The organism is Haloarcula amylolytica JCM 13557 (assembly GCF_000336615.1).
GTDB lineage: Archaea > Halobacteriota > Halobacteria > Halobacteriales > Haloarculaceae > Haloarcula > Haloarcula amylolytica.
The window spans coordinates 13385-35401 of record NZ_AOLW01000007.1; the positions used below are offsets into that span (position 1 = coordinate 13385).

21 protein-coding genes and 2 tRNA genes are annotated in these 22017 nt (G+C 65.0%); 15 read left to right on the forward strand and 8 right to left on the reverse strand.

From position 1 onward, the window contains the following. Positions 1-29: 29 nt before the first annotated feature. Together C442_RS02295 and C442_RS02300 are read left to right on the forward strand one after the other, a co-directional pair. Positions 30-1373 (forward strand): tryptophanase, encoded by a 1344-nt coding sequence (locus C442_RS02295; protein WP_008307496.1) that lies wholly within the window; start codon positions 30-32, stop codon positions 1371-1373. Between the two features lie 98 nt (positions 1374-1471). Further along, positions 1472-1690: a hypothetical protein gene (locus tag C442_RS02300; protein WP_008307497.1), complete on the forward strand. Its 219-nt coding sequence runs from the start codon at positions 1472-1474 to the stop codon at positions 1688-1690. Here the strand turns inward: C442_RS02300 and C442_RS02305 are convergent. The 7 genes from C442_RS02305 to C442_RS02335 form a co-directional block, all read right to left on the reverse strand. Next, positions 1647-2624, reverse strand: a complete 978-nt coding sequence (locus C442_RS02305) for a 5,10-methylenetetrahydromethanopterin reductase (RefSeq protein WP_008307498.1) — start codon at positions 2622-2624, stop codon at positions 1647-1649. The two genes, C442_RS02300 and C442_RS02305, sit on opposite strands and share 44 nt — an antisense overlap. Then, positions 2611-3384 (reverse strand): coenzyme F420-0:L-glutamate ligase, encoded by a 774-nt coding sequence (locus tag C442_RS02310; protein ID WP_008307499.1) that lies wholly within the window; start codon positions 3382-3384, stop codon positions 2611-2613. The genes C442_RS02305 and C442_RS02310 overlap by 14 nt, the downstream gene beginning before the upstream one ends. Positions 3385-3505: 121 nt before the next feature. Continuing rightward, entirely contained in the window at positions 3506-3994 is a 489-nt protein-coding gene (locus C442_RS02315) for a metallophosphoesterase family protein (RefSeq protein ID WP_008307500.1), read from the reverse strand. Between the two features lie 74 nt (positions 3995-4068). Next, positions 4069-4365, reverse strand: a complete 297-nt coding sequence (locus tag C442_RS02320) for a winged helix-turn-helix transcriptional regulator (protein WP_008307501.1) — start codon at positions 4363-4365, stop codon at positions 4069-4071. Between the two features lie 117 nt (positions 4366-4482). After that, on the reverse strand, positions 4483-5136 hold the full coding sequence (locus C442_RS02325; RefSeq protein ID WP_004516061.1) for a hypothetical protein: 654 nt from the start codon (positions 5134-5136) through the stop codon (positions 4483-4485). A gap of 380 nt (positions 5137-5516) precedes the next feature. Further along, positions 5517-5589, reverse strand: a tRNA-Asp gene (locus tag C442_RS02330). Positions 5590-5640: 51 nt separating this feature from the next. After that, positions 5641-5713, reverse strand: a tRNA-Asp gene (locus C442_RS02335). A 276-nt stretch (positions 5714-5989) separates the two neighbouring features. On the opposite strand from C442_RS02335, the gene C442_RS02340 reads away from it, so the two are divergent. From C442_RS02340 to C442_RS02370, 7 genes are all read left to right on the forward strand, one after another. Then, positions 5990-6217, forward strand: a complete 228-nt coding sequence (locus tag C442_RS02340) for a DNA-directed RNA polymerase subunit H (RefSeq protein WP_004959115.1) — start codon at positions 5990-5992, stop codon at positions 6215-6217. After that, complete coding sequence (locus C442_RS02345) at positions 6217-7782, forward strand: DNA-directed RNA polymerase subunit B'' (protein ID WP_004959113.1); 1566 nt, start codon at positions 6217-6219, stop codon at positions 7780-7782. Before C442_RS02340 ends, C442_RS02345 begins: the two co-directional genes overlap by 1 nt. Before the next feature lies 1 nt (position 7783). Then, positions 7784-9610, forward strand: a complete 1827-nt coding sequence (gene rpoB / locus C442_RS02350) for a DNA-directed RNA polymerase subunit B (RefSeq protein WP_008307505.1) — start codon at positions 7784-7786, stop codon at positions 9608-9610. Further along, a complete protein-coding gene (locus C442_RS02355; RefSeq protein ID WP_008307507.1) occupies positions 9607-12516 on the forward strand; it encodes a DNA-directed RNA polymerase subunit A' in 2910 nt (969 codons plus the stop codon). The genes rpoB and C442_RS02355 overlap by 4 nt, the downstream gene beginning before the upstream one ends. A gap of 2 nt (positions 12517-12518) precedes the next feature. Next, positions 12519-13706 carry a DNA-directed RNA polymerase subunit A'' gene (gene rpoA2, locus C442_RS02360; RefSeq protein ID WP_008307509.1) on the forward strand — a complete coding sequence of 396 codons (1188 nt, stop codon included), beginning with the start codon at positions 12519-12521 and terminating at the stop codon, positions 13704-13706. Then, positions 13706-14131, forward strand: a complete 426-nt coding sequence (locus C442_RS02365) for a NusA-like transcription termination signal-binding factor (RefSeq protein ID WP_005537133.1) — start codon at positions 13706-13708, stop codon at positions 14129-14131. Before rpoA2 ends, C442_RS02365 begins: the two co-directional genes overlap by 1 nt. Before the next feature lie 98 nt (positions 14132-14229). Further along, positions 14230-14574: a hypothetical protein gene (locus tag C442_RS02370; protein ID WP_008307511.1), complete on the forward strand. Its 345-nt coding sequence runs from the start codon at positions 14230-14232 to the stop codon at positions 14572-14574. Between the two features lie 26 nt (positions 14575-14600). On the opposite strand, the gene C442_RS02375 is transcribed toward C442_RS02370, so the two are convergent. Beyond that, positions 14601-16988, reverse strand: coding sequence for a methyl-accepting chemotaxis protein (locus C442_RS02375; protein ID WP_008307512.1), 2388 nt, complete (start codon positions 16986-16988; stop codon positions 14601-14603). 459 nt (positions 16989-17447) lie between these two features. On the opposite strand from C442_RS02375, the gene C442_RS02380 reads away from it, so the two are divergent. The 6 genes from C442_RS02380 (at position 17448) to C442_RS02405 (ending at position 21986) form a co-directional block, all read left to right on the forward strand. After that, a complete protein-coding gene (locus tag C442_RS02380; RefSeq protein WP_004515440.1) occupies positions 17448-17876 on the forward strand; it encodes a 30S ribosomal protein S12 in 429 nt (142 codons plus the stop codon). A gap of 2 nt (positions 17877-17878) precedes the next feature. Next, a complete protein-coding gene (locus C442_RS02385) occupies positions 17879-18499 on the forward strand; it encodes a 30S ribosomal protein S7 (protein WP_008307521.1) in 621 nt (206 codons plus the stop codon). 49 nt (positions 18500-18548) lie between these two features. Further along, a complete protein-coding gene (locus C442_RS02390) occupies positions 18549-19931 on the forward strand; it encodes a PQQ-dependent sugar dehydrogenase (protein WP_008307523.1) in 1383 nt (460 codons plus the stop codon). 68 nt (positions 19932-19999) lie between these two features. Further along, a complete protein-coding gene (locus C442_RS02395) occupies positions 20000-20581 on the forward strand; it encodes a biotin transporter BioY (protein ID WP_008307525.1) in 582 nt (193 codons plus the stop codon). Beyond that, complete coding sequence (locus C442_RS02400) at positions 20578-21282, forward strand: energy-coupling factor ABC transporter ATP-binding protein (RefSeq protein ID WP_008307528.1); 705 nt, start codon at positions 20578-20580, stop codon at positions 21280-21282. Before C442_RS02395 ends, C442_RS02400 begins: the two co-directional genes overlap by 4 nt. After that, a complete protein-coding gene (locus tag C442_RS02405; RefSeq protein ID WP_008307529.1) occupies positions 21276-21986 on the forward strand; it encodes an energy-coupling factor transporter transmembrane component T family protein in 711 nt (236 codons plus the stop codon). The genes C442_RS02400 and C442_RS02405 overlap by 7 nt, the downstream gene beginning before the upstream one ends. Positions 21987-22017: the final 31 nt, after the last annotated feature.

Here is a 22017-nt window from a genome sequence, read left to right on the forward strand (position 1 = left end):
ATAAGTCAATCGGCGTCCTGCGACACAGCATGCGCTCGTACAAGGCCAAATCGGTAACCTCGATACAGCTTCTGCCCCGTGAGCGACGCGAGACAGCGCTCGCCGAGGCCGGGCACAACGTCTTCAACCTCGCTGCAGAAGACGTCTTTATCGACTTGCTGACTGACTCGGGGACTGGCGCGATGAGCGACGACCAGTGGGCGGACGTGGTCCGCGGGGACGAGGCGTACGCCGGTTCGCGCTCGTTCAAACGCTTCCGTGAGACGGTCGCTGACGTGATAGGGTTCGACCGCGTGGTGCCGACACATCAGGGCCGCGGCGCGGAGAACGTCCTGTTCGGGGCGCTACTGGACGAGGGTGATGTCGTACTCAACAACACGCATTTTGACACCACCCGCGCACACGTAACGAATCAAGGCGCTACTGCAGTCGACTGCCCGGCAGAGACGGACCTGACCACTGATAGCGTCGGGACGTTTGCCGGCAACTTCGCCACAGAGCGAGGGTGGGACGCTGTCGAGGAGTACGGGCAGGACGCCGTCTCGGCTGTCGTCCTGACGATCACGAACAACTCCGCCGCCGGCCAGCCAGTGTCGATGGCGAACATCCGCGAGACGGCCGCCTTCGCCACGGAAATCGACGCAACGTTCGTCATTGACGCCTGTCGGTTCGCCGAAAACGCACAGTTCATCAAGCAACGGGACCCCGAATACGCCGACACGCCCCTCAGTGAGATCGCTCGCGAGCAGTTACGCCCCGCGGACGCAATCACGATGAGCGGGAAAAAGGATGCCCTCGCAAACATCGGCGGGTTCACGGCCGTCCGCGACACTTCCCTGTTCGAACAGTGCAAACAGCGCGCGATCCTCTACGAAGGGTTCCCGACATACGGCGGTCTCGCAGGTCGTGACCTCGAAGCGATGGCCACCGGTCTGCGGGAAGCGGTCCAACCGCCGTACGTCGCCGAGCGGATCGAACAAGTCGCGACCCTCGGCGACCTCCTGCGTGAGCGCGATATCCCGATCGTCACGCCGACCGGCGGCCACGCCGTCTACATCGATGCGGCCGCCCTGCTCCCGGACATCCCCGCCGACCAGTTCCCCGGGCAGCGGCTCGTCTGCGAACTCTACCGCGAAGGCGGCGTCCGGACAGTCGAACTCGGCTCGTTTGCGTTCCCCGGGACCGACCGCCCGGAACTCGTTCGGCTCGCCCTTCCTCGCCGGACGTACTGGCGAGAACACCTCGAACACATCGCGGAGACCGCTGCTCGCGTTCGCGACCGTCGCGACGAGTACACCGGCCTGAAAATCGTCTGGGAGCCACCGATGGAAGAACTCAGACACTTCTCAGCGGAACTCGAGCCCGCCGCGTAGGTTCGTCCGCCCGTGGCCTCGGACGACAGCGACCCACGAGCAACCACGTTGTGGCCGGGAACGCAAACACAAAGTAGGGCCACGCTAACGTTCAGGTAATGCAAGGACTGCTGTCGGAACTGCTCCAGAGCGTCATCGACATGCCCGGCTGGTTCATCGACGTGGCACTGAACGACCCGCTGGCGGCACTCATGCTCGCCGTCGGTGCCGTCATCACGACCGTCTCGGTCGTCTTCTTCGGGTACCTGTCGCTGGGGGCCGTGCTGTCGCTGTTCAGTGGCTCCGGCGGTCGAGGACCGCCCCAAGCAAATCGATAGCTGTCTCGACGTCCGGCCCGAGCGGTGACGCGAACACGATACTGTCAGCATACTTTTCTAGCTCCGCCGTGCGCTCAGCGACTGTCTCCGGCGTTCCGGCGATACAGAACGCGTCGAGCATCGGTTCAGTCACCGCCTCGAACGCGGTCGGGAACTCGCCGGCCGAAATTGCCTGCCCAATCTCCTCGGCGGCGTCGTGGTCGATGCCGTGGCGGTCGAGCACCGGCGGCGGCGACCCCGCGGCGACGAACGCGACCGGCGGTCGGGCGGCCTCCCGCGCCTCGGCCTCGTCCTCGGCGACCGAGACGCTGGCGTAGGCCGCGAGGTCGAACTCGCCGTACTCCTCGGGCCGTTCGTCGGCCATCTCTTCTACTTGCTCGCGTGCCCACGCGAGGTCCTTTGGATGCGCTCCGTTGTACAGTGTGCCGTCGGCGTGCTTCGCCGCCATCCGGGTCATGTGTGGCCCCTGCGCGCCGACGTACACCGGAATCTCGCCGACCTCGTAGTTCAGCCCGGCGTCGACCGCCTCGAAGGTCCCGTCGTGGTCGACACGTTCACCGTCCCAGAGCTTCCGGGCGGTCGTGAACGTCTCAAGCACGCGGCGCAGGGCGTCGTCGTGGTCGAAACCGAGGTTGCTGAGCGTCGATTTATCCCCCGGCCCGATACCGAAGACGGCCCGGCCGTCGCTCAGTTCCTCCAGCGTCGCGGCCCGCGAGGCAAGCGTCACCGGATGTGTCTCGTAGGGATTAGCGATGCCGGGACCGAGCAACACGTCGTCGGTCCGCTCGGCCATCGCCGACAGCGACATGAACTGGTCGCGGTTGTTGTAGTGATGGCTGGCGAAGACGCCGTCGAGTCCGTTTGATTCGGCCTGTGCTGCGAAGGAGGCGAGCTGATCGACCGGGTGTTCCGGGGTGAGTTCAATCGCGTACATGAGACCAGTCTCTGAGTGCTTGTCTGACTACGTCCTTCTCCGGGTCGCGGAACAGTTGCTCGCTGCCCGCGTGGTCGCCGAAGTCGAAATCGCGGACGACTGCGGCGGGCGTCCCGCCGTCGCCTTCGCCGGTGACGAGGTTGGCCGCGGCGGCGAGTTCGTCGACGACGGCCTGGACGGTGGCTTCGAGTTCGCGGCCGTCACGGTCGTGTTCGCCCCGCCAGTCCCGAGAGGCAGGGAGCCCGGCCCAGCCCAGCGCGACCCCGCGCTGACCGAGTCGGAACGGCCGGCCCGACGTGTCGGTGACGATAACGCTGGGTTCGACGCCCGCTTGTTCGCGGATACCATCGCGGATCGCTTCGGCCTCCGCCGTCGGGTCCTCGGGGAGCAAGAGGAGGTCCGCGCCGGGCACGTTCGAGCGGTCGATGCCCGCGTTGACGGTGATATGCCCGAACTCCGTCACGCCGAGGATGAAGGGGGCTTCGACCAGCACCTCAGTACACTCATCGAGAATCGCCTGTGCCATTCGAGGGTCTTTCTCCTCACCGGCGATGTCCTCGATGGTCGCCGCGATGCGCTCGGCGCGCTCGCCTGGCTCGTACGACGACAGCGACCGGCCGCGTCCGTTGGCCTTGGAAACGATGGTGCTGGCGACACAGACCACGTCGTCGTCCCGGAGGTCGGCCCGCTCGACGAGCAGTTCGGTCACGTCGTCGCCGGGGCGGACCTCGGGCAACCCCTCGACCGCGAACACTTCCATACCGCCTCTGCGGTCCCTGCGGGAAAAAGACCCGCGTTCGCTGCAAAGCCGGCCAACAGCGGCAACGGCTGCCGCCATCTCTCGGTGGCCGCTCACAGTGTCCCGCGCCTGCCGCGTTGTGCTACAGTTCGTGCTTGGCCACGTCGAGCGTCCCGTCCTCGACCGCCGCCGTCAGCATCGTCGGTCGGCTGGCCGGCGATGCCCCCGTGACGCTACCGGGATTCAGGAGTCGTACTCCCTCGTAGACAGTGTCCGTCAGTTCGTGCGTGTGGCCGGCGACGCCGACGGCGCTGCTGTCGGCCGCTTCCCGAACCGCTCTCGCGACGCGGTCCGCCCAGCCCCGCGGCGACCCGGTGCCGTGTGTCACGACGAACGTGACGCCGCCGAGTTCGACTGTCGCCCGGTCCGGCAACCCGATCTGCGGATCGATGTTGCCCGAGACGGCGGTCAGCCCCGTCGCCATGTGGCGGATGTCAGCGAGCGCCCCCTTGCTGTCGAAGTCACCGGCGTGGATGACGTGGTCGGCGACCTCGATGCGTTCCCGGAACGACGGCGGGATTTCGTGTTCCCGGGACGGGATGTGCGAATCGCTGATGAGAGCGACATCCATACAAACCCATCGCGTCGGCGTTCAAAAAGGGTTACTGCCACGGAAACGGGTGCCGACTGGTCGTCCCGTCGGCGCTACTCCGCGGCCGCAAACACGTCCCGCAGTCCGTCCAACTGCTCGACCAGTCGGTCGATTCCGTCGTTGATCGTTGCGACCCGCTCGTCGATGTTGTCTACCGGAATCGCTCCCTGCGGCGTCGGCTCGATGAGTTCGTCGTCTTCCAGCATCCGCAGCGAGTACCGCACCTTGTGTTTCGGGACCCCTGTCTCCTCGGCGAGCCGAACGATACCGATCGGCCCGTTCTCGATGACGGCTTCGAGGATCGACAGGTCCCGCCCCTCCTTCTCGACCTGATCTTCCAGTCGGTCCATTCCCATAGCAAATCGTATCTGTGCATTTAGGGCCGTGACACATAAACGCCTCAGTTGCGGCACTGCGACGCGGGTTGTCCCTCTGTACCGCTCTCTGCCTATGTGAACCGTCAGTCGCTACTCGTCTGAGACCGGCGTCCGGCGAAGTTCGTCGAGCTGGTCCCGGAGCTTGCTCAGCTCCGTCTCCAGCTCTTCGCGGCGGTCGATGAGCGCACTTAGCTCCTCCGTGTTGACCGAGTAGTCGTTGTCCATCGCCACGTCCAGCGCGTCGGTCGTCGCGCCCGTGAGGTCTGACGCGACCCGCAACACCTCGCTTGGCGTCCCGCGAGATTCGTACAGCTCCTGTTCGCCCGACAGCGGGCTGTAGGTCACCATCGGCGACTCGACGCCGCGGTGGTAGCTCACCGCGTAGCTCGTGTCCGTCACCGGGTTCAGCCGGTCGTCCGCCCGCTCCGTTCGGACGATGTTGAACGGCTCGGCCAGCGCGGGAAACGTGTCGGCGAGGTCCCGAAGCCGGTCCGCGGCGGTCACGTCCAGCTGTGCCTCCACGTCGCCGAAGAACTGCCGCGAGTTGGTGAGGCTAAAGGCCACGGTGTAAAACACCGACTCGTCGCTGTCGGCCAGATTGCGAACGCGGTCGCGGACCTCCTCGTGACGGCCCTCGATAGTGAGCTTCTCCAGTTCCTCAAGCAGCGCCCGGACGCCCTCCTCGCGTTCGAGGAACGCCTCGACGATCGCGCCGGGCATTTCCTCGCCATCCACGTCCTCCATGGCCCCTCTTTTGCGGGGGCTCGTAAACAGTTTGTCGCTGGCAGCCGCTAATCGGCACGGCTTACAACCAACACAAAACATATGCCGCACCGCGTGAAGTGATAGCACGTCCGGCCCGGTGGACGGACACTATGACAGGCCAAGGGGGCACTTCCCCGGACGTCTGCTATTGTGCCGCGCGTGTGGTATCAGTATATGCCGTTTTATCGACCAGTAGGCGGTGTTTACTGTCTGCTGAAGAGTCAGCAAAACGTGCCCGGAGGGGAGTGAGCGCCCGGAGCGGGATTTGAACCGGAGCAAGACTCGCGGTGCTCGTCTTGCGTGATTCAAATCCGCTCGTTACGGATTCCCGACTCGCGGATTTGTTCGTCGGAAAAGTACGCCCGGAGCGGGATTTGAACCCGCGTCACGACCGTGACAGGGTCGTATGATGGGCCACTACACCATCCGGGCAGCCTACGAGCACATACTGCACGGTGCTCGTCAGTTAGGTCGCAATAGGAACGCCCGGAGCGGGATTTGAACCCGCGTCACGACCGTGACAGGGTCGTATGATGGGCCACTACACCATCCGGGCCTTCGTTGCATTTCTTCGTACCTTGGTGTCGGTATTAAGACTTTCCAAAGAAACCCGCCCCGTGATGAGTGCACATGACGGGACCCAAAGTTCTATGTCCGCTCTGCTTCATGTGGGTGGTAGGAGCAACCACGCCCGCAGTCCGTGAGGGTGGGCGGGTCCGGTAGCCACAGCAGAGCGACTTGGTAAGTGTTATATGCGCCCCGACAGTACGGCCCTGTAGTATCTCGTGACAGCCACCTTCTCCAGCAGCAGGCCAAACGCACACGCACACACATGGTAGATGTAAGTCAACACGACCTCGTCCCAGACCACAGTGTCGTCGACGAGGACGACCTCGAAGCAGTACTCACGGAGTATGAAATCAAGAAAACGGACCTTCCGAAGATCAAGCGCACCGACAAGGCGCTGCCCGATGACGCCGAAGTCGGTGACGTGGTTCGGATCGTCCGCGACTCCAGAACGACGGACGAAGCCGTCGTGTATCGACTGGTGGTAGAATAATGGACACACAAGATCGCCGCGCTATATCGCGTGAATATTTCGCCAAGGAACGGCTCGCCGAACACCACTTCCGCTCGTTCAACGCCTTCCTCGACCGGGGGATGCAGCAGGTCGTCGACGAGAAAGAGACCATCGAGACCGATATCGGTGACAAGGAAGGGCAGGAACCGGTGTGGGTCGAACTCGGCGACGTCCGCGTCGTCACCCCACGGGTTCGTGAGGCCGACGGCAGCGAGGAACTGCTGTACCCGCAGGAGGCCCGCCTCCGCAACATCACCTACTCCGCGCCGGTGTTCATGGAGATGGCCATCGTCCGCGGTGGCGAGGAGGAGCCGGAGGAAGTCGTCGACCGGACCGAGACCAAGATCGGGCGAATGCCCATCATGGTCGGGTCGAACAAGTGCAACATCGCGGGCTTCACCGACGAGGAGCTCATCGACATCGGCGAGGACCCCGCAGACCCCGGTGGCTACTTCTGTGTCAACGGCTCCGAGCGGGTGCTGATGACCAGCGAGGACCTCGCCCCGAACAAGATTCTGGCCGAGTACGACACCAAGTACGGCGACGAGGTGCAGGTCGCCAAGACGTTCTCCCAGCGCCGCGGGTACCGCGCCCTGGTGCTGTGTGAACGAACGCGGGACGGACTGCTGGAAGTCTCGTTCCCGTCCGTCTCTGGCAGCATCGACTTCGTCACGCTGGTCCGCGCGCTGGGGCTGGAATCGGACGAGGAGATCGTCCACCGCGTCAGCGAGGACCCGGAAATCGTGAAGTTCATGCTGGAGAACTTAGAGGAGGCCGAGGTCCAGACGACCGAGGAAGCCATCGAGACGCTGGGCAAGCGTGTCGCCTCCGGGCAGGGCAAGAACTACCAGCTCAAGCGGGCCAACTACGTCATCGACCGCTATCTCCTCCCGCACCTGCACGAGGAAGGCGTCGAGGAAGAGGAGGTCCGCATCAACAAGGCGTTCTACCTCTGCCGGATGGCCGAGGCGTGTTTCGAACTGGCACTGGGCCGTCGCGAATCCGACGACAAGGACCACTACGCCAACAAGCGGCTGAAGGTCAGCGGCGACCTGATGACCGACCTGTTCCGGACGGCGCTGAACAAGCTCGCCCGGGACGTGAAGTACCAGCTCGAACGGGCCAACATGCGGAACCGTCAGCTCTCCGTTTCGACGGTCGTTCGCTCGGACGTGCTGACCGAGCGACTCGAACACCCGATCGCGACGGGGAACTGGGTCGGCGGCCGCTCCGGCGTGAGCCAGCTGGTCGACCGGACCGACTTCATGGGGGTGCTGTCACACCTCCGGCGACTGCGTTCACCGCTCAGTCGCTCTCAGCCCCACTTCGAGGCACGGGACCTGCACGCGACCCAGTGGGGTCGCATCTGTCCCTCCGAGACGCCTGAAGGCCCCAACTGTGGGCTGGTGAAGAACTTCGCCCAGGCGATGGAGCTGTCACAGGACGTGTCGGACCCGCAGGGTCTCAAACAGGAACTCGCAGAGATGGGGGTCCAGGGCATCCCCGGTATCGAGTCGATAGAACAGCAGCCCGCGGACGATTAATATGAGTCAGGGACGCGAAGCCAAAGTATACGTAAACGGTAGTCTGGTCGGGACACATCCCGACCCGGAACAGCTCGCAGAACAGGTACGACAGGCGCGACGACGGGGGGACGTCTCCCAGATGGTCAACGTCTCGGTCAAGAACCGGACCGGTGAGGTCATCATCAACGCCGACGCCGGCCGTGCCCGCCGCCCGCTGCTGGTCGTCGAGGACGGCGAGCCGCTGATGACCGACGAGGAGGTCGAGCAGGTCAAAGAGGGCGAGCTCGAATTCGAGGAACTCGTCGAGCGTGGCCTCGTCGAGTTCATCGACGCTGAGGAGGAAGAGGACATCCTCGTCGGCGTCGACGAGGACGAACTCACGGAGAAGCACACGCACCTGGAAGTCGACCCGCAGCTGATGTTCGGTATCGGTGCCGGGATGATTCCGTACCCCGAACACAACGCCTCGCCCCGGATTACGATGGGGTCGGGGATGATTAAACAGTCGCTGGGCCTGCCGTCGGCGAACTACCGCATTCGCCCGGACACGCGCCAGCACTTGCTGCACTACCCGCAGCTCTCGATGGTCAAGACCCAGACCACCGAGCAGATCGGCTACGACGACCGCCCGGCGGCACAGAACTTCGTCGTCGCCGTGATGAGCTACGAGGGGTTCAACATCGAGGACGCGCTGGTGATGAACCAGGGGTCGGTCGACCGCGCGCTCGCCCGCTCGCACTTCTTCCGCACGTACGAGGGCGAGGAACGGCGCTACCCCGGCGGTCAGGAGGACCGCTTCGAGATTCCCGACGACGAAGTTCGTGGCGCACGCGGCGAGGAAGCGTACACGCACCTCGACGACGACGGTCTCGTGAACCCCGAGACGAAGGTCGGCGAGAACGCCGTCCTGCTGGGCAAGACGAGCCCGCCCCGGTTCCTCGAAGAGCCGGACGACATGGGCGGCCTCTCGCCCCAGAAACGCCGGGAGACGAGCGTCACGATGCGCTCGGGCGAATCCGGCGTCGTGGACACGGTCACGCTGATGGAAGGCGAGGACGGCTCGAAGCTCTCGAAGGTCTCCGTTCGTGACGAACGCATCCCCGAACTCGGGGACAAGTTCGCCTCGCGGCACGGCCAGAAGGGTGTCGTCGGCCACATCGCCCCGCAGGAGGACATGCCCTTCACCGAGGAGGGCGTCGTCCCGGACCTCATCATCAATCCGCACGCGCTGCCGTCGCGGATGACCGTCGGCCACATCCTGGAGATGATCGGCGGGAAGGTCGGCGCGCTCGAAGGCCGGCGCGTCGACGGCACTGCTTTCACTGGCGAGGACGAGGAGGAACTCCGGGGCTCGCTTGAAGAGCACGGCTTCGACTCCAGCGGCAAGGAGACGATGTACTCCGGTGTCACCGGCGAGAAGATCGACGCGGAGATCTTCGTCGGCGACATTTTCTACCAGAAGCTGTACCACATGGTCTCGAACAAGCTGCACGCCCGCTCGCGCGGGCCGGTGCAGGTACTCACCCGCCAGCCCACTGAGGGGCGCGCCCGCGAAGGTGGCCTGCGTGTGGGTGAGATGGAGCGGGACGTGCTCATCGGGCACGGCGCGGCGATGGCGCTCAAGGAGCGCCTGCTCGATGAGTCCGACCGCGAGTGGATCAACGTCTGCGGGCAGTGTGGGATGACCGCCGTCGAGAACGTCGAACAACGGCGCATCTACTGTCCGAACTGCGAGGAGGAGACCGACATCCACGAGGTCGAGATGTCCTACGCGTTCAAGCTCCTGCTCGACGAGATGAAGGCGCTCGGTATCGCGCCGCGGATCGAACTGGAGGACGCAGTATGAGCTCACAACAGACACCCCAGGAAATCGGTCAGCTCAGTTTCGGGCTGATGGACCCCGAGGAGTACCGCGAGATGTCGGCCACGAAAGTGATTACGGCCGACACGTACGACGACGACGGTTTCCCCATCGACATGGGGCTCATGGACCCACGGCTCGGAGTTATCGACCCCGGCCTGGAGTGCAAGACCTGCGGGAAACACAGCGGGTCGTGTAACGGCCACTTCGGCCACATCGAACTCGCTGCGCCCGTCATCCACGTCGGCTTCGCGAAGCTCATCCGCCGGCTCCTGCGCGGGACCTGCCGGGAGTGCTCCCGGCTCTGTCTCGACGAGCACGAGCGCGAGGAGTTCGAAGATCGACTGACACGGACCCAGGACCTCGGTCGCGACCTCAACGACGTGACCAAGGCCGCCATCCGGCAGGCCCGCAAGAAGGACCGCTGTCCGTTCTGTGGCGAGAAGCAGTACGACATCAAACACGAGAAGCCGACCACGTACTACGAGGTCCAGGACGTGCTGGCTTCGGACTACCCCGAGCGGATCGCCGCCGCGATGGAGGAGTCCGAGGACCCGATTTCGCCCATCGAGCTCTCCGAGGAGACCGGCATCGACAGCAGCCGTGTTCAGGAGATTCTCAGCGGCGAGTTCCGCCCGCGTCAGGAGGACCGCCGCGCCCTGGAGAAGGCGCTGTCGGTCGACCTGACCGAGGAGGACATGAACAAGCTGATGCCAAGCGACATCCGGGACTGGTTCGAGGACATCCCGGACGAGGACATCGAAGTGCTGGGGATGAAACCGGCCCGCTCCCGCCCGGAGTGGATGATTCTGACGGTGCTGCCGGTGCCGCCGGTGACGGCACGGCCCTCGATTACGCTGGACAACGGCCAGCGCTCCGAGGACGACCTCACCCACAAGCTCGTGGACATCATCCGCATCAACCAGCGGTTCATGGAGAACCGCGAGGCGGGTGCGCCACAGTTGATTATCGAGGACCTCTGGGAACTGCTGCAGTACCACGTCACCACGTTCATGGACAACGAGATTTCGGGGACGCCGCCGGCGCGACACCGCTCCGGCCGCCCGCTGAAGACCCTCTCTCAGCGCCTGAAAGGCAAGGAGGGCCGCTTCCGTGGCTCGCTGTCCGGGAAGCGCGTGAACTTCTCCGCTCGTACCGTCATCTCGCCGGACCCGACGCTCTCGCTGAACGAGGTCGGCGTGCCGGACCGGGTCGCCAAGGAGATGACCCAGACGATGAACGTCACCGAGCGCAATCTCGAAGAGGCCCGCCGGTACGTCTCCAACGGGCCGGAAGCCCACCCCGGCGCGAACTACGTCAAGCGGCCGGACGGCCGCCGGCTGAAGGTGACCGAGAAGAACTGCGAGGAACTCGCGGAGAAGGTCGAAGCGGAGTGGGAAGTGTCCCGCCACCTTGTCGACGGCGACATCATCATCTTCAACCGCCAGCCGTCGCTGCACCGGATGTCCATCATGGCCCACGAGGTCGTCGTGATGCCGTACAAGACGTTCCGGCTGAACACGACGGTCTGTCCGCCGTACAACGCTGACTTCGACGGGGACGAGATGAACATGCACGCCCTCCAGAACGAGGAGGCCCGGGCCGAGGCCCGCGTCCTCATGCGCGTGCAGGAACAGATGCTCTCCCCGCGCTTCGGCGAGAACATCATCGGCGCGATTCAGGACCACATCAGCGGGACCTACCTGCTGACCCACACCAATCCGAAATTCAACGAGACGCAGGCGCTGGACCTGCTTCGGGCGACGCGCATCGACGAACTGCCCGAGGCCGACGGCGTCGACGAGGACGGCGAGGAGTACTGGACCGGCCGGTCGCTGTTCTCGGAACTGCTGCCGGACGACCTGAACCTGGAGTTCACGTCCTCCGCCGGCGACACTGTCGTCGTCGAGGACGGCCAGATGACCGGCGGCACCATCGACGAGGACGCCGTCGGGGCCTTCGGCGGCGAAATCGTCGACACCATCGCCAAGGACTACTCGCGGACCCGTGCCCGGATTCTCGTCAACGAGGTCTCGGCGCTGGCGATGCGGTCGATCATGCACTTCGGGTTCTCTATCAGCATCGACGACGAGTCCATCCCGCGGGAAGCCGAAGAGCAGATCAACGACGCCATCGACAGCGCGTACGACCGCGTCGAGGAACTCATCGAGACCTACGACCGCGGCGAACTCGAATCGCTGCCCGGTCGGACCGTCGACGAGACGCTGGAGATGAAGATCATGCAGACGCTGGGCAAGGCGCGTGACTCCGCCGGTGACATCGCCGAGGACCACTTCGGCGAGGACAACCCGGCCGTCATCATGGCCGAGTCCGGTGCGCGTGGGTCGATGCTGAACCTGACCCAGATGGCCGGCTGTGTCGGCCAGCAGGCAGTCCGTGGCGAGCGGATCAACCGCGGCTACGAGAACCGAACCCTCTCGCACTTCGAGGAGAACGACCTCTCGGCGGACGCCCACGGCTTCGTGGAGGCGTCCTACCGCTCCGGGCTCGGCCCGAAGGAGTTCTTCTTCCACGCGATGGGTGGCCGCGAGGGGCTGGTCGACACGGCCGTCCGGACATCGAAGTCCGGGTACCTGCAGCGCCGGCTCATCAACGCCCTGTCCGAACTCGAAACGCAGTACGACGGGACCGTCCGGGACACAAGCGACACCATCGTTCAGTTCGAGTTCGGCGAGGACGGCACGTCGCCGGTCGACGTCTCCTCTAATCAGGAGGGTGACGCCGTCGACGTCGAGCAGATCGCAGACAGCGTCCTCGACGAGGAGTTCGAGAGCGAGAAGCAGAAAGAGAGCTTCCTCGGCACGCGGACCGAGCGGACCAACCTCTCGGAGCACGCGGACGACTGGTGGATGGCCGAGGGTGACGACTAACAATGACAGCACACGACGTATCAGCAGACATCGAGGCCGTCGTCGAGGACACTGAGCTGCCGCGACGGCTGAAAAACGAGGTGTACAGCACCGTTGAGGAACGGGGCGTCGGCGTCGACGATGCCGACCGTATCGCCAAGGCCGTCGAGTCCCGCTACCTCGACACGCGCGTCGACCCGCTGGACCCGGTCGGGACCGTCTCGGCCCAGTCTATCGGCGAACCGGGAACGCAGATGACGATGAACACGTTCCACTACGCGGGGGTCGCCGAGATCGACGTGACCCAGGGCCTGCCGCGGCTCATTGAGCTGGTAGACGCCCGGAAGACCCCGGACACGCCGATGATGACGGTCCACCTCGACGAGGAGTACGCGGACGACCGCGAGCGCGCTCATGAGGTCGTCTGGAAGATCGAGGCGACGCGCATCCTCGCGCTGGGTGACATCTCGACGAACGTCGCGGACATGCTCGTCGAGATCGACCTCAACGAGGACACCCTGCTGGAGCGGTGGCCGACGGTCAACGACACGGACGCCATCGCCGAGGAGATCGCCGAAACCATCGAGTCGAACCTCGGCGTCTCGACCCGGCAGGCCGGCACCGTCATCGAGTTCGGTCCGGAGGAACCCAGCTACCGCGACCTGCTGCAACTGGTCGAGGAGCTCCGGGAGATAGTCTTCAAGGGTATCGAGGAGATCACCCGCGTCGTCATCCGCAAGGAGGAGACCGACAACGGCGAGGAGTTCGTCCTCTACACCGAAGGATCGGACTTCGGCGAAGTGCTGGACATCGAAGGCGTCGACGCCTCCCGAACGACGTGTAACAACATCCACGAGATCTACCGGGAACTCGGCGTTGAAGCGGCCCGCGAGACGCTCATCAACGAGACGATGAACACGCTCGAAGAGCAGGGGCTCGACGACGTGAACGTCCGGCACCTGATGCTCGTAGCCGATATCATGACCAACGAGGGGACCATCGAGTCCATCGGCCGCCACGGTATCTCGGGGTCGAAAGACTCCGTGCTTGCCCGTGCAGCGTTCGAGGTGACAGTCAATCACTTGCTCGACGCCGCCATCCACGGCGAGGTCGACGAACTCGACGGCGTCACGGAGAACGTCATCGTCGGGAAGCCGATCAAGCTCGGCACCGGCGACGTCAACCTCCGGATGGGTACGACCCAGGACTGATGCGGGTCGAACTCTCGGACGAAGCGCGTCGACTGGTCGCCCTCTTCGAGGACGAAGCAGCCGTCACCGTCCGGGATTGCATCGTCGACGAAGACCACGACCAGGTGGTGTATCTGGTCAAGCGCGGGGAGATGGCCGACGCTATCGGCCCGGGCGGTCAGACGGTCGAGCGTGTCGAGGAGCGTCTCGGCCGCGAGGTCAAACTCGTCGAAGCCGCCGAGACGGCCGAGGACTTCGTGGCCAACGCGCTCGCGCCGGCCGCGGTGTACAACGTCACCGTCTCGGAGAACGACGACACCGTCGCCTACGTCGAAGTGGCACAGGAAGACCGCGGGGCCGCTATCGGTCGCGAAGGCCGAAACATCGACGCCGCCCGGCAACTGGCCAAGCGACACTTCGAAATCGACGGCATCGAACTGACCTGAGCGGGGTGATTTGAGCGGGTCCACGGACCCGCCTGCTCGGGCAGTCGATGTGGGGACGGACAGAAACCGCTTTTTTGATTGGTCGTGAACCGACTGCTATGCCTGCACTCCGGCGTCCAGACGGCGGCGACCTGCTGGCTCCGCTGACTATCGTCGGCATTTACCTGTATCACGCACACGTTCTGGGGAACCCCCCGTCCGGACTCGAAGGCGCGTTTATGCTCGCGCTGTTCGTGTTGGTGGGGGCCACGAGTCTCGTCGAGGGACTGCTCGCGTCACCGGCGTACCCGCTCGTCGGCGGCGGACTAACCGCGGTCTTTTATCTCGTCCGGTTCAGCCAGCGACAGGATATCGGCTCCGCGCTCGGCGTTTGTGCCGGGGTTCTTTTCGGTAGCTATGGCCTCTACCAATTGGTCACGTCGAGCGCCGAACCGAAACTGTAAGTGGCAGATGAAACAGGAGGCGACGCTCAGTCGTCGCCAGTGGCCGGGTCGTCCGTGCCGTGTTCGTACACGTCGGTATCGCTGTGCGTGGTGCCGCTGTCAACATCGAACGTCTGCAAGAGTTCGCTGAGGTCGCCGGCCTGGTCCGAGAGGGACTCGATGCCGCCGGTGACTTCGTTGATCGTCGCGGTCTGTTCCTCCGCGGCGGCGGCGACGTTCTCGGCGCGGGACGCGGTTTCCTCGCTGATTGTCCCGACCTCGTCGGTCATCGCCACTGCTTCCTCCGTCGTCGCGGCCTGCTCGTCGGTGGCGTCGCTGATGGACTGGATGCCGTCGTTGACCTCCTCGACGCGGTCGACGATCTGTTCGAGGGACTTGATCGCGTCGTCGACAGTGTCGATACCGTCCGTGACGGAGTCGCCCATCTGCCTGATGTCGGTCACGGCGTCACCGGTGGTGTCCTGCACGTCCTCGATAACCGTCGAGACTTCTTCGGTGGCCTCGGTCGTTTCCTGGGCGAGGCCTTTGATCTCGTCGGCGACGACGGCGAACCCTTCGCCAGCTTCGCCGGCTCGGGCGGCCTCGATAGAGGCGTTCAGGGCGAGCATATTGGTCTGCTCGGCGATGTCGTCGATGAGATCGACGATGTCGCCTATCTGCTCCATCTCCTCGTCGAGGGACTCGACGCGGTCGATAGTCTCGTCGGCTCGCGTCTCGATGTCGTTCATCACCTCGATGGCCTCCGACGCACGCTCGCTACCGGTCTCACCGATTTCGGCGGCCTCGTTCGATGTGGTCGCGACTTCGTCGGCCTGTGCTGCGACCTCTTCGACCGTCGCGGAGAGGCCTGACATCTCGTCGACCGTCTCTTCGATGTTCTCGTACTGCGTCTCCGCGCCGTCGGCGATCTCCTGCACGGATTCGCTGACCTCCTCGCTGGCGTCACGGACCTCCGTGGCGCTCGCGGTGATCTGGTCGGCGGAGCCGTCGACGTCGTCAGCGAACTCCCGGATACGCATGACTGTCTGGCCGAGCTGGGCGAGCATATCGTTGAACGCGGCGGCGATGTCGGCCATCGCGTCGTTGTCCGTGTCGGTGTCGAGTCGCTGCGTGAGGTCGCCGTCGGCCGCTTTCCGCATCACGGCCGAGAACTCCTCGGCCTGCCGTTCGAGCGTTCCGGCCAACTCCTCAGCCTCCTCTTTGGACTCTTCGGCCTCTTGCTGGGCCTGTTCGAGGTCGCTGATGAACGATTCGAGGTTGCCGTGCATGCTCGATAGCGACGCCCCGAGTTGGCCGGGGATGTCCTCGTCGAGCACCGGGTCGTCGAACGCCTGTCTGGAGAGTGCGTCGGCCTGTGCGGCGACGGTGTCGAGATAGGTCTTCATCTCGTAGAAGGCGTTCTGGACGTCGCCGATCTCGTCGAGGCGGTCAGACTGTTCGATGTCGGTGTCGAAGTTCCCCACCGCGAGGGCTTCCGCCTGTGTCGAGAGCCGTCTGAGCGACTGCATGATGCCGCGACCGACGAGGACGCCGATGAGGGCGAACCCGGCCAGTGAAACGCCGATGATGGCGACGAAGCTCCCCTGAATACTGTCACGTAACGCGAAGGCGGTCGATTTCGGGGCCTGCTTGACGACGATCCACGGCGTGTCATCGACGGACTCCGCGGCGAGCAGGTACGGCCCGCTCCGGGCCACGTCGCTTTCTCCCGCTGTGAGTGCGGTCAGGTTGGCGGAGACGTTGTACTGCGTCCCGATAGTCGAGGCGTCCTCGGCGAACTGGACCGTGCCGTCCTGTCGGATAATCCGCGTTTCACCGCCGTCGATGGAGTTGCGGAACTGGGCCGTCCGCGCGGTCACGTTGTGGACCACGACGACCAGTTTGTCGCTCCGGGCGACCGGGCTCGCGAAGGCGATGTACTTCCCCCCGTCATAAGTGTACACTGTCGACATATCGACCGAGTTCGACCCGGTGACCGAGAGGCCGCCACCTTCCCACTCGAAGTCGTCAGTTCGGAGCGACGTGTCGCGTCGGTCGCTCAGCGACGACTCCTCGATTTCCAGGGTCTCCTCGTTGACGTAGTGGATGGCATACACTGAATCCGGCTGGTAGAACGCTTGCCGCTGTAACGCGCCACGGATCATCGTTGGACTCCCCTCCTGAACGTCGGACAGCGTTGAGAGAGTTCGTGCGGCGTTTCGCTGGCTACGGACCCAGTCCGCTGTTGTCGTGGCCGTCTGGATGGTACCCGTCTGCAGTTCGTTCTCGCGCTGTTCAGTCAGTTCGTTTGCGACCGTCCGCTCCGCAGTGACGCTGACACCCGCAACGAGCAGGGCAATACAGAGAATGATGAGCGTCAACTTCCGGAGGTACGTTCGCCGGACGATGTCTGGGAGACGTTGTTCGAGTTTCATAGATACTACCCGCAGGTCTGTCTGAATAACTCAAGCGCCGGTACTAGAAACCATCTGCCCAGTTATCACACCTGATTCCATGTGGCCGGGCTATCTCCCGGCCTGGCGGACTGGGACCGGTGTCTGTGACTCCTGATACGTACACTGTCGGGTGTGACGAATTCCGCAGACCGATGCTAGTGGAGTCTCCCGAAATAGTCTCAGAAAACTCTGTGAAGCCTGAAATAATCGAAAATGGGTTCCCGAAGGACCGCCGGGAACTGCTTTGCGCGTCATACGCCGACTGAAACACCTTGTTACCCGTTTCTTTCCCGCTGTTGTGACCTCTCTTCGCGTTATCTAACGCAGGTCTGCACCTGATTTCCCCCGTCTATGGCACAGAACGCCACACACGGAAGCGCTACCGGCTGAGTCCGAAAGAGGAGTCTTAAGTACCTCCGAAAGGTACCAGTGCCTACTATGGCGAACGGCAAGTACGCCGCGCGCAAGCTCAAGAAGGACCGCCAGAAGCATCGGTGGTCCGACACTGACTACGCGCGTCGCGAACGCGGCCTGGGCAAGAAGTCCGACCCGCTCGAGGGTGCGCCCCAGGGACGAGGTATCGTACTGGAGAAAGTCGGAATCGAGGCCAAGCAGCCTAACTCCGCGATCCGGAAATGTGTCCGCGTCCAGCTCATCAAGAACGGTAAGCAGGTCACCGCGTTCTGTCCCGGTGACGGCGCTATCTCTTTCATCGACGAGCACGACGAGGTCACGATTGCGGGTATCGGCGGGGCGAAGGGCCGCGCGATGGGCGACCTCTCCGGTGTCAACTACAAGGTCGAGAAGGTCAACGGCGTCTCTCTCATCGAACTCGTTCGCGGGAACGCGGAGAAACCGGTCCGATAACCATGAGTGCCGAAGACACACCCGAGGCTGACGCTGACGAGGCTGCGGAAAGCGAGCCGGAGACGGCCCGTGCGAAGCTGTTCGGCGAGTGGGAGATCACGGATATCGAGTACTCCGACCCCTCGACTGAGCGCTACATCACTGTCACGCCGATCGCCCACACGATGGGGCGACACGCGGACAAGCAGTTCAAGAAAAGCGAGATCAGCATCGTCGAGCGGCTCATCAACCGCCTGATGCAGACCGACGAGAACACGGGCAAGAAGCAGCTCGCGACCTCCATCGTCACTGAGGCGTTCGAAATCGTTCACGAGCGCACCGACGAGAACCCGATTCAGGTGCTCGTCAGCGCTGTCGAGAACAGCGCCCCGCGAGAGGAGACCGTCCGCCTGAAATACGGTGGTATCTCGGTCCCGAAGGCCGTCGACGTCGCGCCACAGCGCCGCGTCGACCAGGCCCTGAAGTTCATCGCAGAGGGCGTGTACGGTGGCTCGTTCAAGACCACCACGAGCGCCGCCGAGGCGCTCGCACAGCAGCTCATCGGCGCTGCTAACGACGACGTCCAGGCCTACGCGGTCAACCAGAAAGAAGAGAAAGAACGCGTCGCGGCCGCCGCTCGCTAACCCGGCTGTCTCCGACATCTTTATTCTTCTTTGCTCTGCAGTGAAATCTATGCGAAAACCGTGCCAGGACGGCGGGTCTCGTCGCCAGTATCTCGCCGCGCTCGCCGCCGCCGGGGCGACCGCGCTGGCCGGCTGTCGCGGTGAGTCCGGGACACAGGACGGTAGCTCGGACCCGACGCCGACAACCACTACGGCGGCAGACCCGGCTCGGGCGCTGGACCATTACGACGTATCCATTAGCCACGAGCGCAGCCAGTCACCCGACACCGACTGGGCGGCTCCGACCGCGTCGCCGACAGACGCGCCGCTCGCCACCGAACCGCTCATCGAGGACCTCGAAATCCCGTGGGACCTCTCGTTTGCCGCGGACGGAACGCTGTTTCTCACCGAGCGGGTCGGCCGCGTCCTCTCGTTTGTGGACGGCAGCGTCCGAACAGTCACCGAACCCGCAGCGGTCATCGACGCGGAATCGAGCGACGATGGCTGGTGGGTAACGGGCGGCGAGGGCGGCACGCTCGGCGTCGCCGCGCACCCGACTTACCCCGAGCCGCCGGTGGTGTACGTCTACTACACGACGACAACCGACGACGACGAGCGGTTCAACCGGGTCGTCGCCATGGACGTCTCGGCCGAGGACCCGGCCGCCACGGAGTCCGTCCTCGTCGACGACATTCCCGGAAGCAAGATACACAACGGCGGTCGGCTCACGTTCGGCCCCGAGAACTACCTCTGGATCACGACCGGCGACGCCGGGTCCGGCGAACTGGCCGCGGACACCGACTCGCTCGGTGGGAAAGTCCTCCGCGTGACGCCCGCGGGCGACCCCGCACCCGGAAACCCGGACCTCGGTGGTGACCCGCGGGTGTTCACCTACGGCCACCGGAACCCACAGGGGCTCGCGTGGCTTCCGGACGGCACTGTCGTAGCTTCCGAGCACGGCCCGACCGGCCGGGACGAACTCAACCGCCTCGTGGCTGGGGGGTACTACGGCTGGCCCGACACCCGCAAGCACGAGGAGTACGCCGACGCCGGCCCCGAAGTCCGCCGCCCGCTCGCAAACACGGGCAACACCGGCGGCTGGGCTCCCTCCGGGTCGCTGTGCTACACCGGCGACGCCGTGCCGTCGCTGCGGAACCGACTGCTCACTGGCGGCCTGAAGGGCCAGAAACTCCTCGCAACGACGCTGACGCCGGCCGGTGGGGACCTGCCACCGGGTGACGACGCCGAGGTGTACGACGCCGACTGGACCGACGACGCCTACACCGCGACGACCCACTCCCTGCTGGCCGACGAAGTCGGCCGGATTCGCCACGTCGAGCAGGGGCCCGACGGCGGCCTCTACCTCGTCACGTCGAACCGCGACGGGCGGGCCGGCGACGGCTTCCCGCGGGAGCGCGACGACGTGCTCGCCCGCATCACGCCGGCCGAGTGACGGGTCGGCCGGCGACACCCGTTCTGTGAACCACTGGCTATATTTCGGTTGACGAGAGAGGGAGACCCATGGCAACAGAGCAATCCGTCGACCTCGTCGACGACGACACTGTGGGCTTGTTCACGAAGGCGGTGCTGCTCGCGGCGCTGACCGCGGCGCTCGCACAGATATCTATCCCGCTCCCGGGGCCGCTGGTGCCGTTCTCGCTCCAGCCCTTTGGGATGTTTTTCGCCGGTCTGGTGCTGGGGCCGCTGTGGGGCGGCGTTGCCTTGCTACTGTACATCCTTGTCGGGATTGCTGGCGCTCCGGTGTTCTCGAACGCGAACGCGGGGCTTGGCTACGTCATCGCCGGACAGGGGACCGGCGGTTTCCTCGTCGGGTTTCTGGTCGGCGCGGTCGTCGCCGGCGCTATCGCGCACCGGAGCATAGCGCCGAAACCGGTCGCTGCTCTCTCTGTCCCAGTGCAGGTCGTCGCGCTCACCGCGGCGGTCCTCGTCGTGTACGCTATCGGCATCCCGTGGATGTCGTTCGTTACTGGCCTTCCGCTCACTCGCGCTGCGACCGTGATGGCCCCGTACATACCGCCGGACCTCCTGAAGCTCGGTATCGCGATTGCCATCGTACAGGGTGGGTATCTCGCCGGTCGATGATCGCGGTCAGCGACCTGCGCTATCGGTACGGCGACGTCGACGTCCTCGACGGGCTCACGCTGTCGATACCCGACGGTCAGTACTGCCTGCTCGTCGGACCGAACGGGAGCGGCAAGACGACGCTCGTCCGACATTTCAACGCCCTGCTGACCCCGGACACCGGCACGGTCACCGTCGATGGGACGGACGTGACGGACGACCCCGTCGTCGCCCGGACACGCATCGGGATGGTGTTCCAGCACCCTCGCGACCAGTTCGTCGCGGCGACCGTGGCGGCTGACGTGGCCTTCGGTCCGGAGAACCTCGGCCTCGACAGGGACGAGATCGACCGCCGGGTCGAAACGGCACTCGACGCCGTCGACCTCGGGGGTGCCGCCGATAGCCGTATCGACGCGCTTTCCGGCGGCGAGCAGGCCCGCGTCGCCATTGCCGGGGCGCTCGCCATGGAGCCGGACTACCTCGTGCTCGACGAACCGCTCGTCGGCCTCGACTGGCCGGCCAGGGAGTCGGTGCTCGACCACCTCGACGCGCTGGCCGCCGATGGAACGGGCATCATCGTCGTCACGCACGACCTCCGGGACCTCCACGAGCGGGCCGACCGCCTCGTCGCGCTGCAGGATGGGCAGGTCGTGCTCGATGCGTCGCCAGCCGAAGCACTCGATGCGCTCCCGGACCTCGGTATCCGCGACCCACGATGTTGAGCTACCGGCCCGGTTCGACGCTCGCGCATCGGCTGGACCCGCGGTCGAAGCTGCTGGTTCAGTTCGGGCTCGCCATCGCCGCGGTCGCTCACCCCACGCTCCCGTGGCTCGTCGGGACGACCGCGTTCGCGCTGGGGACGCTCGCTGCGGCACGGCTCTCGCCGCTGGCCGTCCTGCGTTCTTATCGGGTCGTCCTCGCCGTGCTGGCACTGGCACCGGTCGTCGCCGGCGTGGCGCTCGGCCCGCCGTGGTTTCGGGTCGACCCGGCGCTGCGCTCGGCCCTGCACGTCGGGCGTATCCTCCCGGTGTTGCTCGTCAGCGCCGCCTACCTCACGTCGACGCCGGTCCGAGACACGCGGGCGGCGGTCCAGCGCCTGATACCCGGCAAGCCCGGCCAGATTCTCGGCATCGGGATGGCGCTCGTCGTCCGACTGTTCCCGCTGGTACTCGCGGACGTTCGGGAGGTGCGCGATGCGATCCACGCTCGCGGCGGTGAGGCCCGACCGCTCCGGGACCGCGTTCGACTGCTCGCCGTCCGGTCGCTGGAACGGACGCTCGACCGCTCGGACCGGCTCTCGGTCGCCCTGCGGGCCCGCTGTTTCGCGTGGAACCCGACACTTCCGCCGCTTTCGTTCGACCGTCGTGACTACCCGGTGCTCGCCGTCGGCATCGCGCTGTCGGTGTCGCCGCTCGTGCCGGTTTAGCCGGTCGCCTGCGTGCGCCCAAGTACAACGG

Excerpts from the sequence above, each read along its gene's own strand:
- C442_RS02300 (WP_008307497.1), top strand. The coding sequence starts at position 1,472 with ATGCAAGGACTGCTGTCGGAACTGCTCCAGAGCGTCATCGACATGCCC.
- C442_RS02305 (WP_008307498.1), bottom strand. The coding sequence starts at position 2,624 with ATGTACGCGATTGAACTCACCCCGGAACACCCGGTCGATCAGCTCGCC.
- C442_RS02385 (WP_008307521.1), top strand. The coding sequence starts at position 17,879 with ATGAGTGCCGAAGACACACCCGAGGCTGACGCTGACGAGGCTGCGGAA.
- C442_RS02380 (WP_004515440.1), top strand. The coding sequence starts at position 17,448 with ATGGCGAACGGCAAGTACGCCGCGCGCAAGCTCAAGAAGGACCGCCAG.
- rpoB (WP_008307505.1), top strand. The coding sequence starts at position 7,784 with ATGAGTCAGGGACGCGAAGCCAAAGTATACGTAAACGGTAGTCTGGTC.
- C442_RS02395 (WP_008307525.1), top strand. The coding sequence starts at position 20,000 with ATGGCAACAGAGCAATCCGTCGACCTCGTCGACGACGACACTGTGGGC.
- C442_RS02355 (WP_008307507.1), top strand. The coding sequence starts at position 9,607 with ATGAGCTCACAACAGACACCCCAGGAAATCGGTCAGCTCAGTTTCGGG.
- C442_RS02315 (WP_008307500.1), bottom strand. The coding sequence starts at position 3,994 with ATGGATGTCGCTCTCATCAGCGATTCGCACATCCCGTCCCGGGAACAC.
- C442_RS02310 (WP_008307499.1), bottom strand. The coding sequence starts at position 3,384 with ATGGAAGTGTTCGCGGTCGAGGGGTTGCCCGAGGTCCGCCCCGGCGAC.
- C442_RS02345 (WP_004959113.1), top strand. The coding sequence starts at position 6,217 with ATGGACACACAAGATCGCCGCGCTATATCGCGTGAATATTTCGCCAAG.
- C442_RS02320 (WP_008307501.1), bottom strand. The coding sequence starts at position 4,365 with ATGGACCGACTGGAAGATCAGGTCGAGAAGGAGGGGCGGGACCTGTCG.
- C442_RS02370 (WP_008307511.1), top strand. The coding sequence starts at position 14,230 with ATGCCTGCACTCCGGCGTCCAGACGGCGGCGACCTGCTGGCTCCGCTG.
- C442_RS02325 (WP_004516061.1), bottom strand. The coding sequence starts at position 5,136 with ATGGAGGACGTGGATGGCGAGGAAATGCCCGGCGCGATCGTCGAGGCG.
- C442_RS02400 (WP_008307528.1), top strand. The coding sequence starts at position 20,578 with ATGATCGCGGTCAGCGACCTGCGCTATCGGTACGGCGACGTCGACGTC.
- C442_RS02295 (WP_008307496.1), top strand. The coding sequence starts at position 30 with ATGCGCTCGTACAAGGCCAAATCGGTAACCTCGATACAGCTTCTGCCC.
- C442_RS02405 (WP_008307529.1), top strand. The coding sequence starts at position 21,276 with ATGTTGAGCTACCGGCCCGGTTCGACGCTCGCGCATCGGCTGGACCCG.
- rpoA2 (WP_008307509.1), top strand. The coding sequence starts at position 12,519 with ATGACAGCACACGACGTATCAGCAGACATCGAGGCCGTCGTCGAGGAC.
- C442_RS02390 (WP_008307523.1), top strand. The coding sequence starts at position 18,549 with ATGCGAAAACCGTGCCAGGACGGCGGGTCTCGTCGCCAGTATCTCGCC.
- C442_RS02365 (WP_005537133.1), top strand. The coding sequence starts at position 13,706 with ATGCGGGTCGAACTCTCGGACGAAGCGCGTCGACTGGTCGCCCTCTTC.
- C442_RS02340 (WP_004959115.1), top strand. The coding sequence starts at position 5,990 with ATGGTAGATGTAAGTCAACACGACCTCGTCCCAGACCACAGTGTCGTC.
- C442_RS02375 (WP_008307512.1), bottom strand. The coding sequence starts at position 16,988 with ATGAAACTCGAACAACGTCTCCCAGACATCGTCCGGCGAACGTACCTC.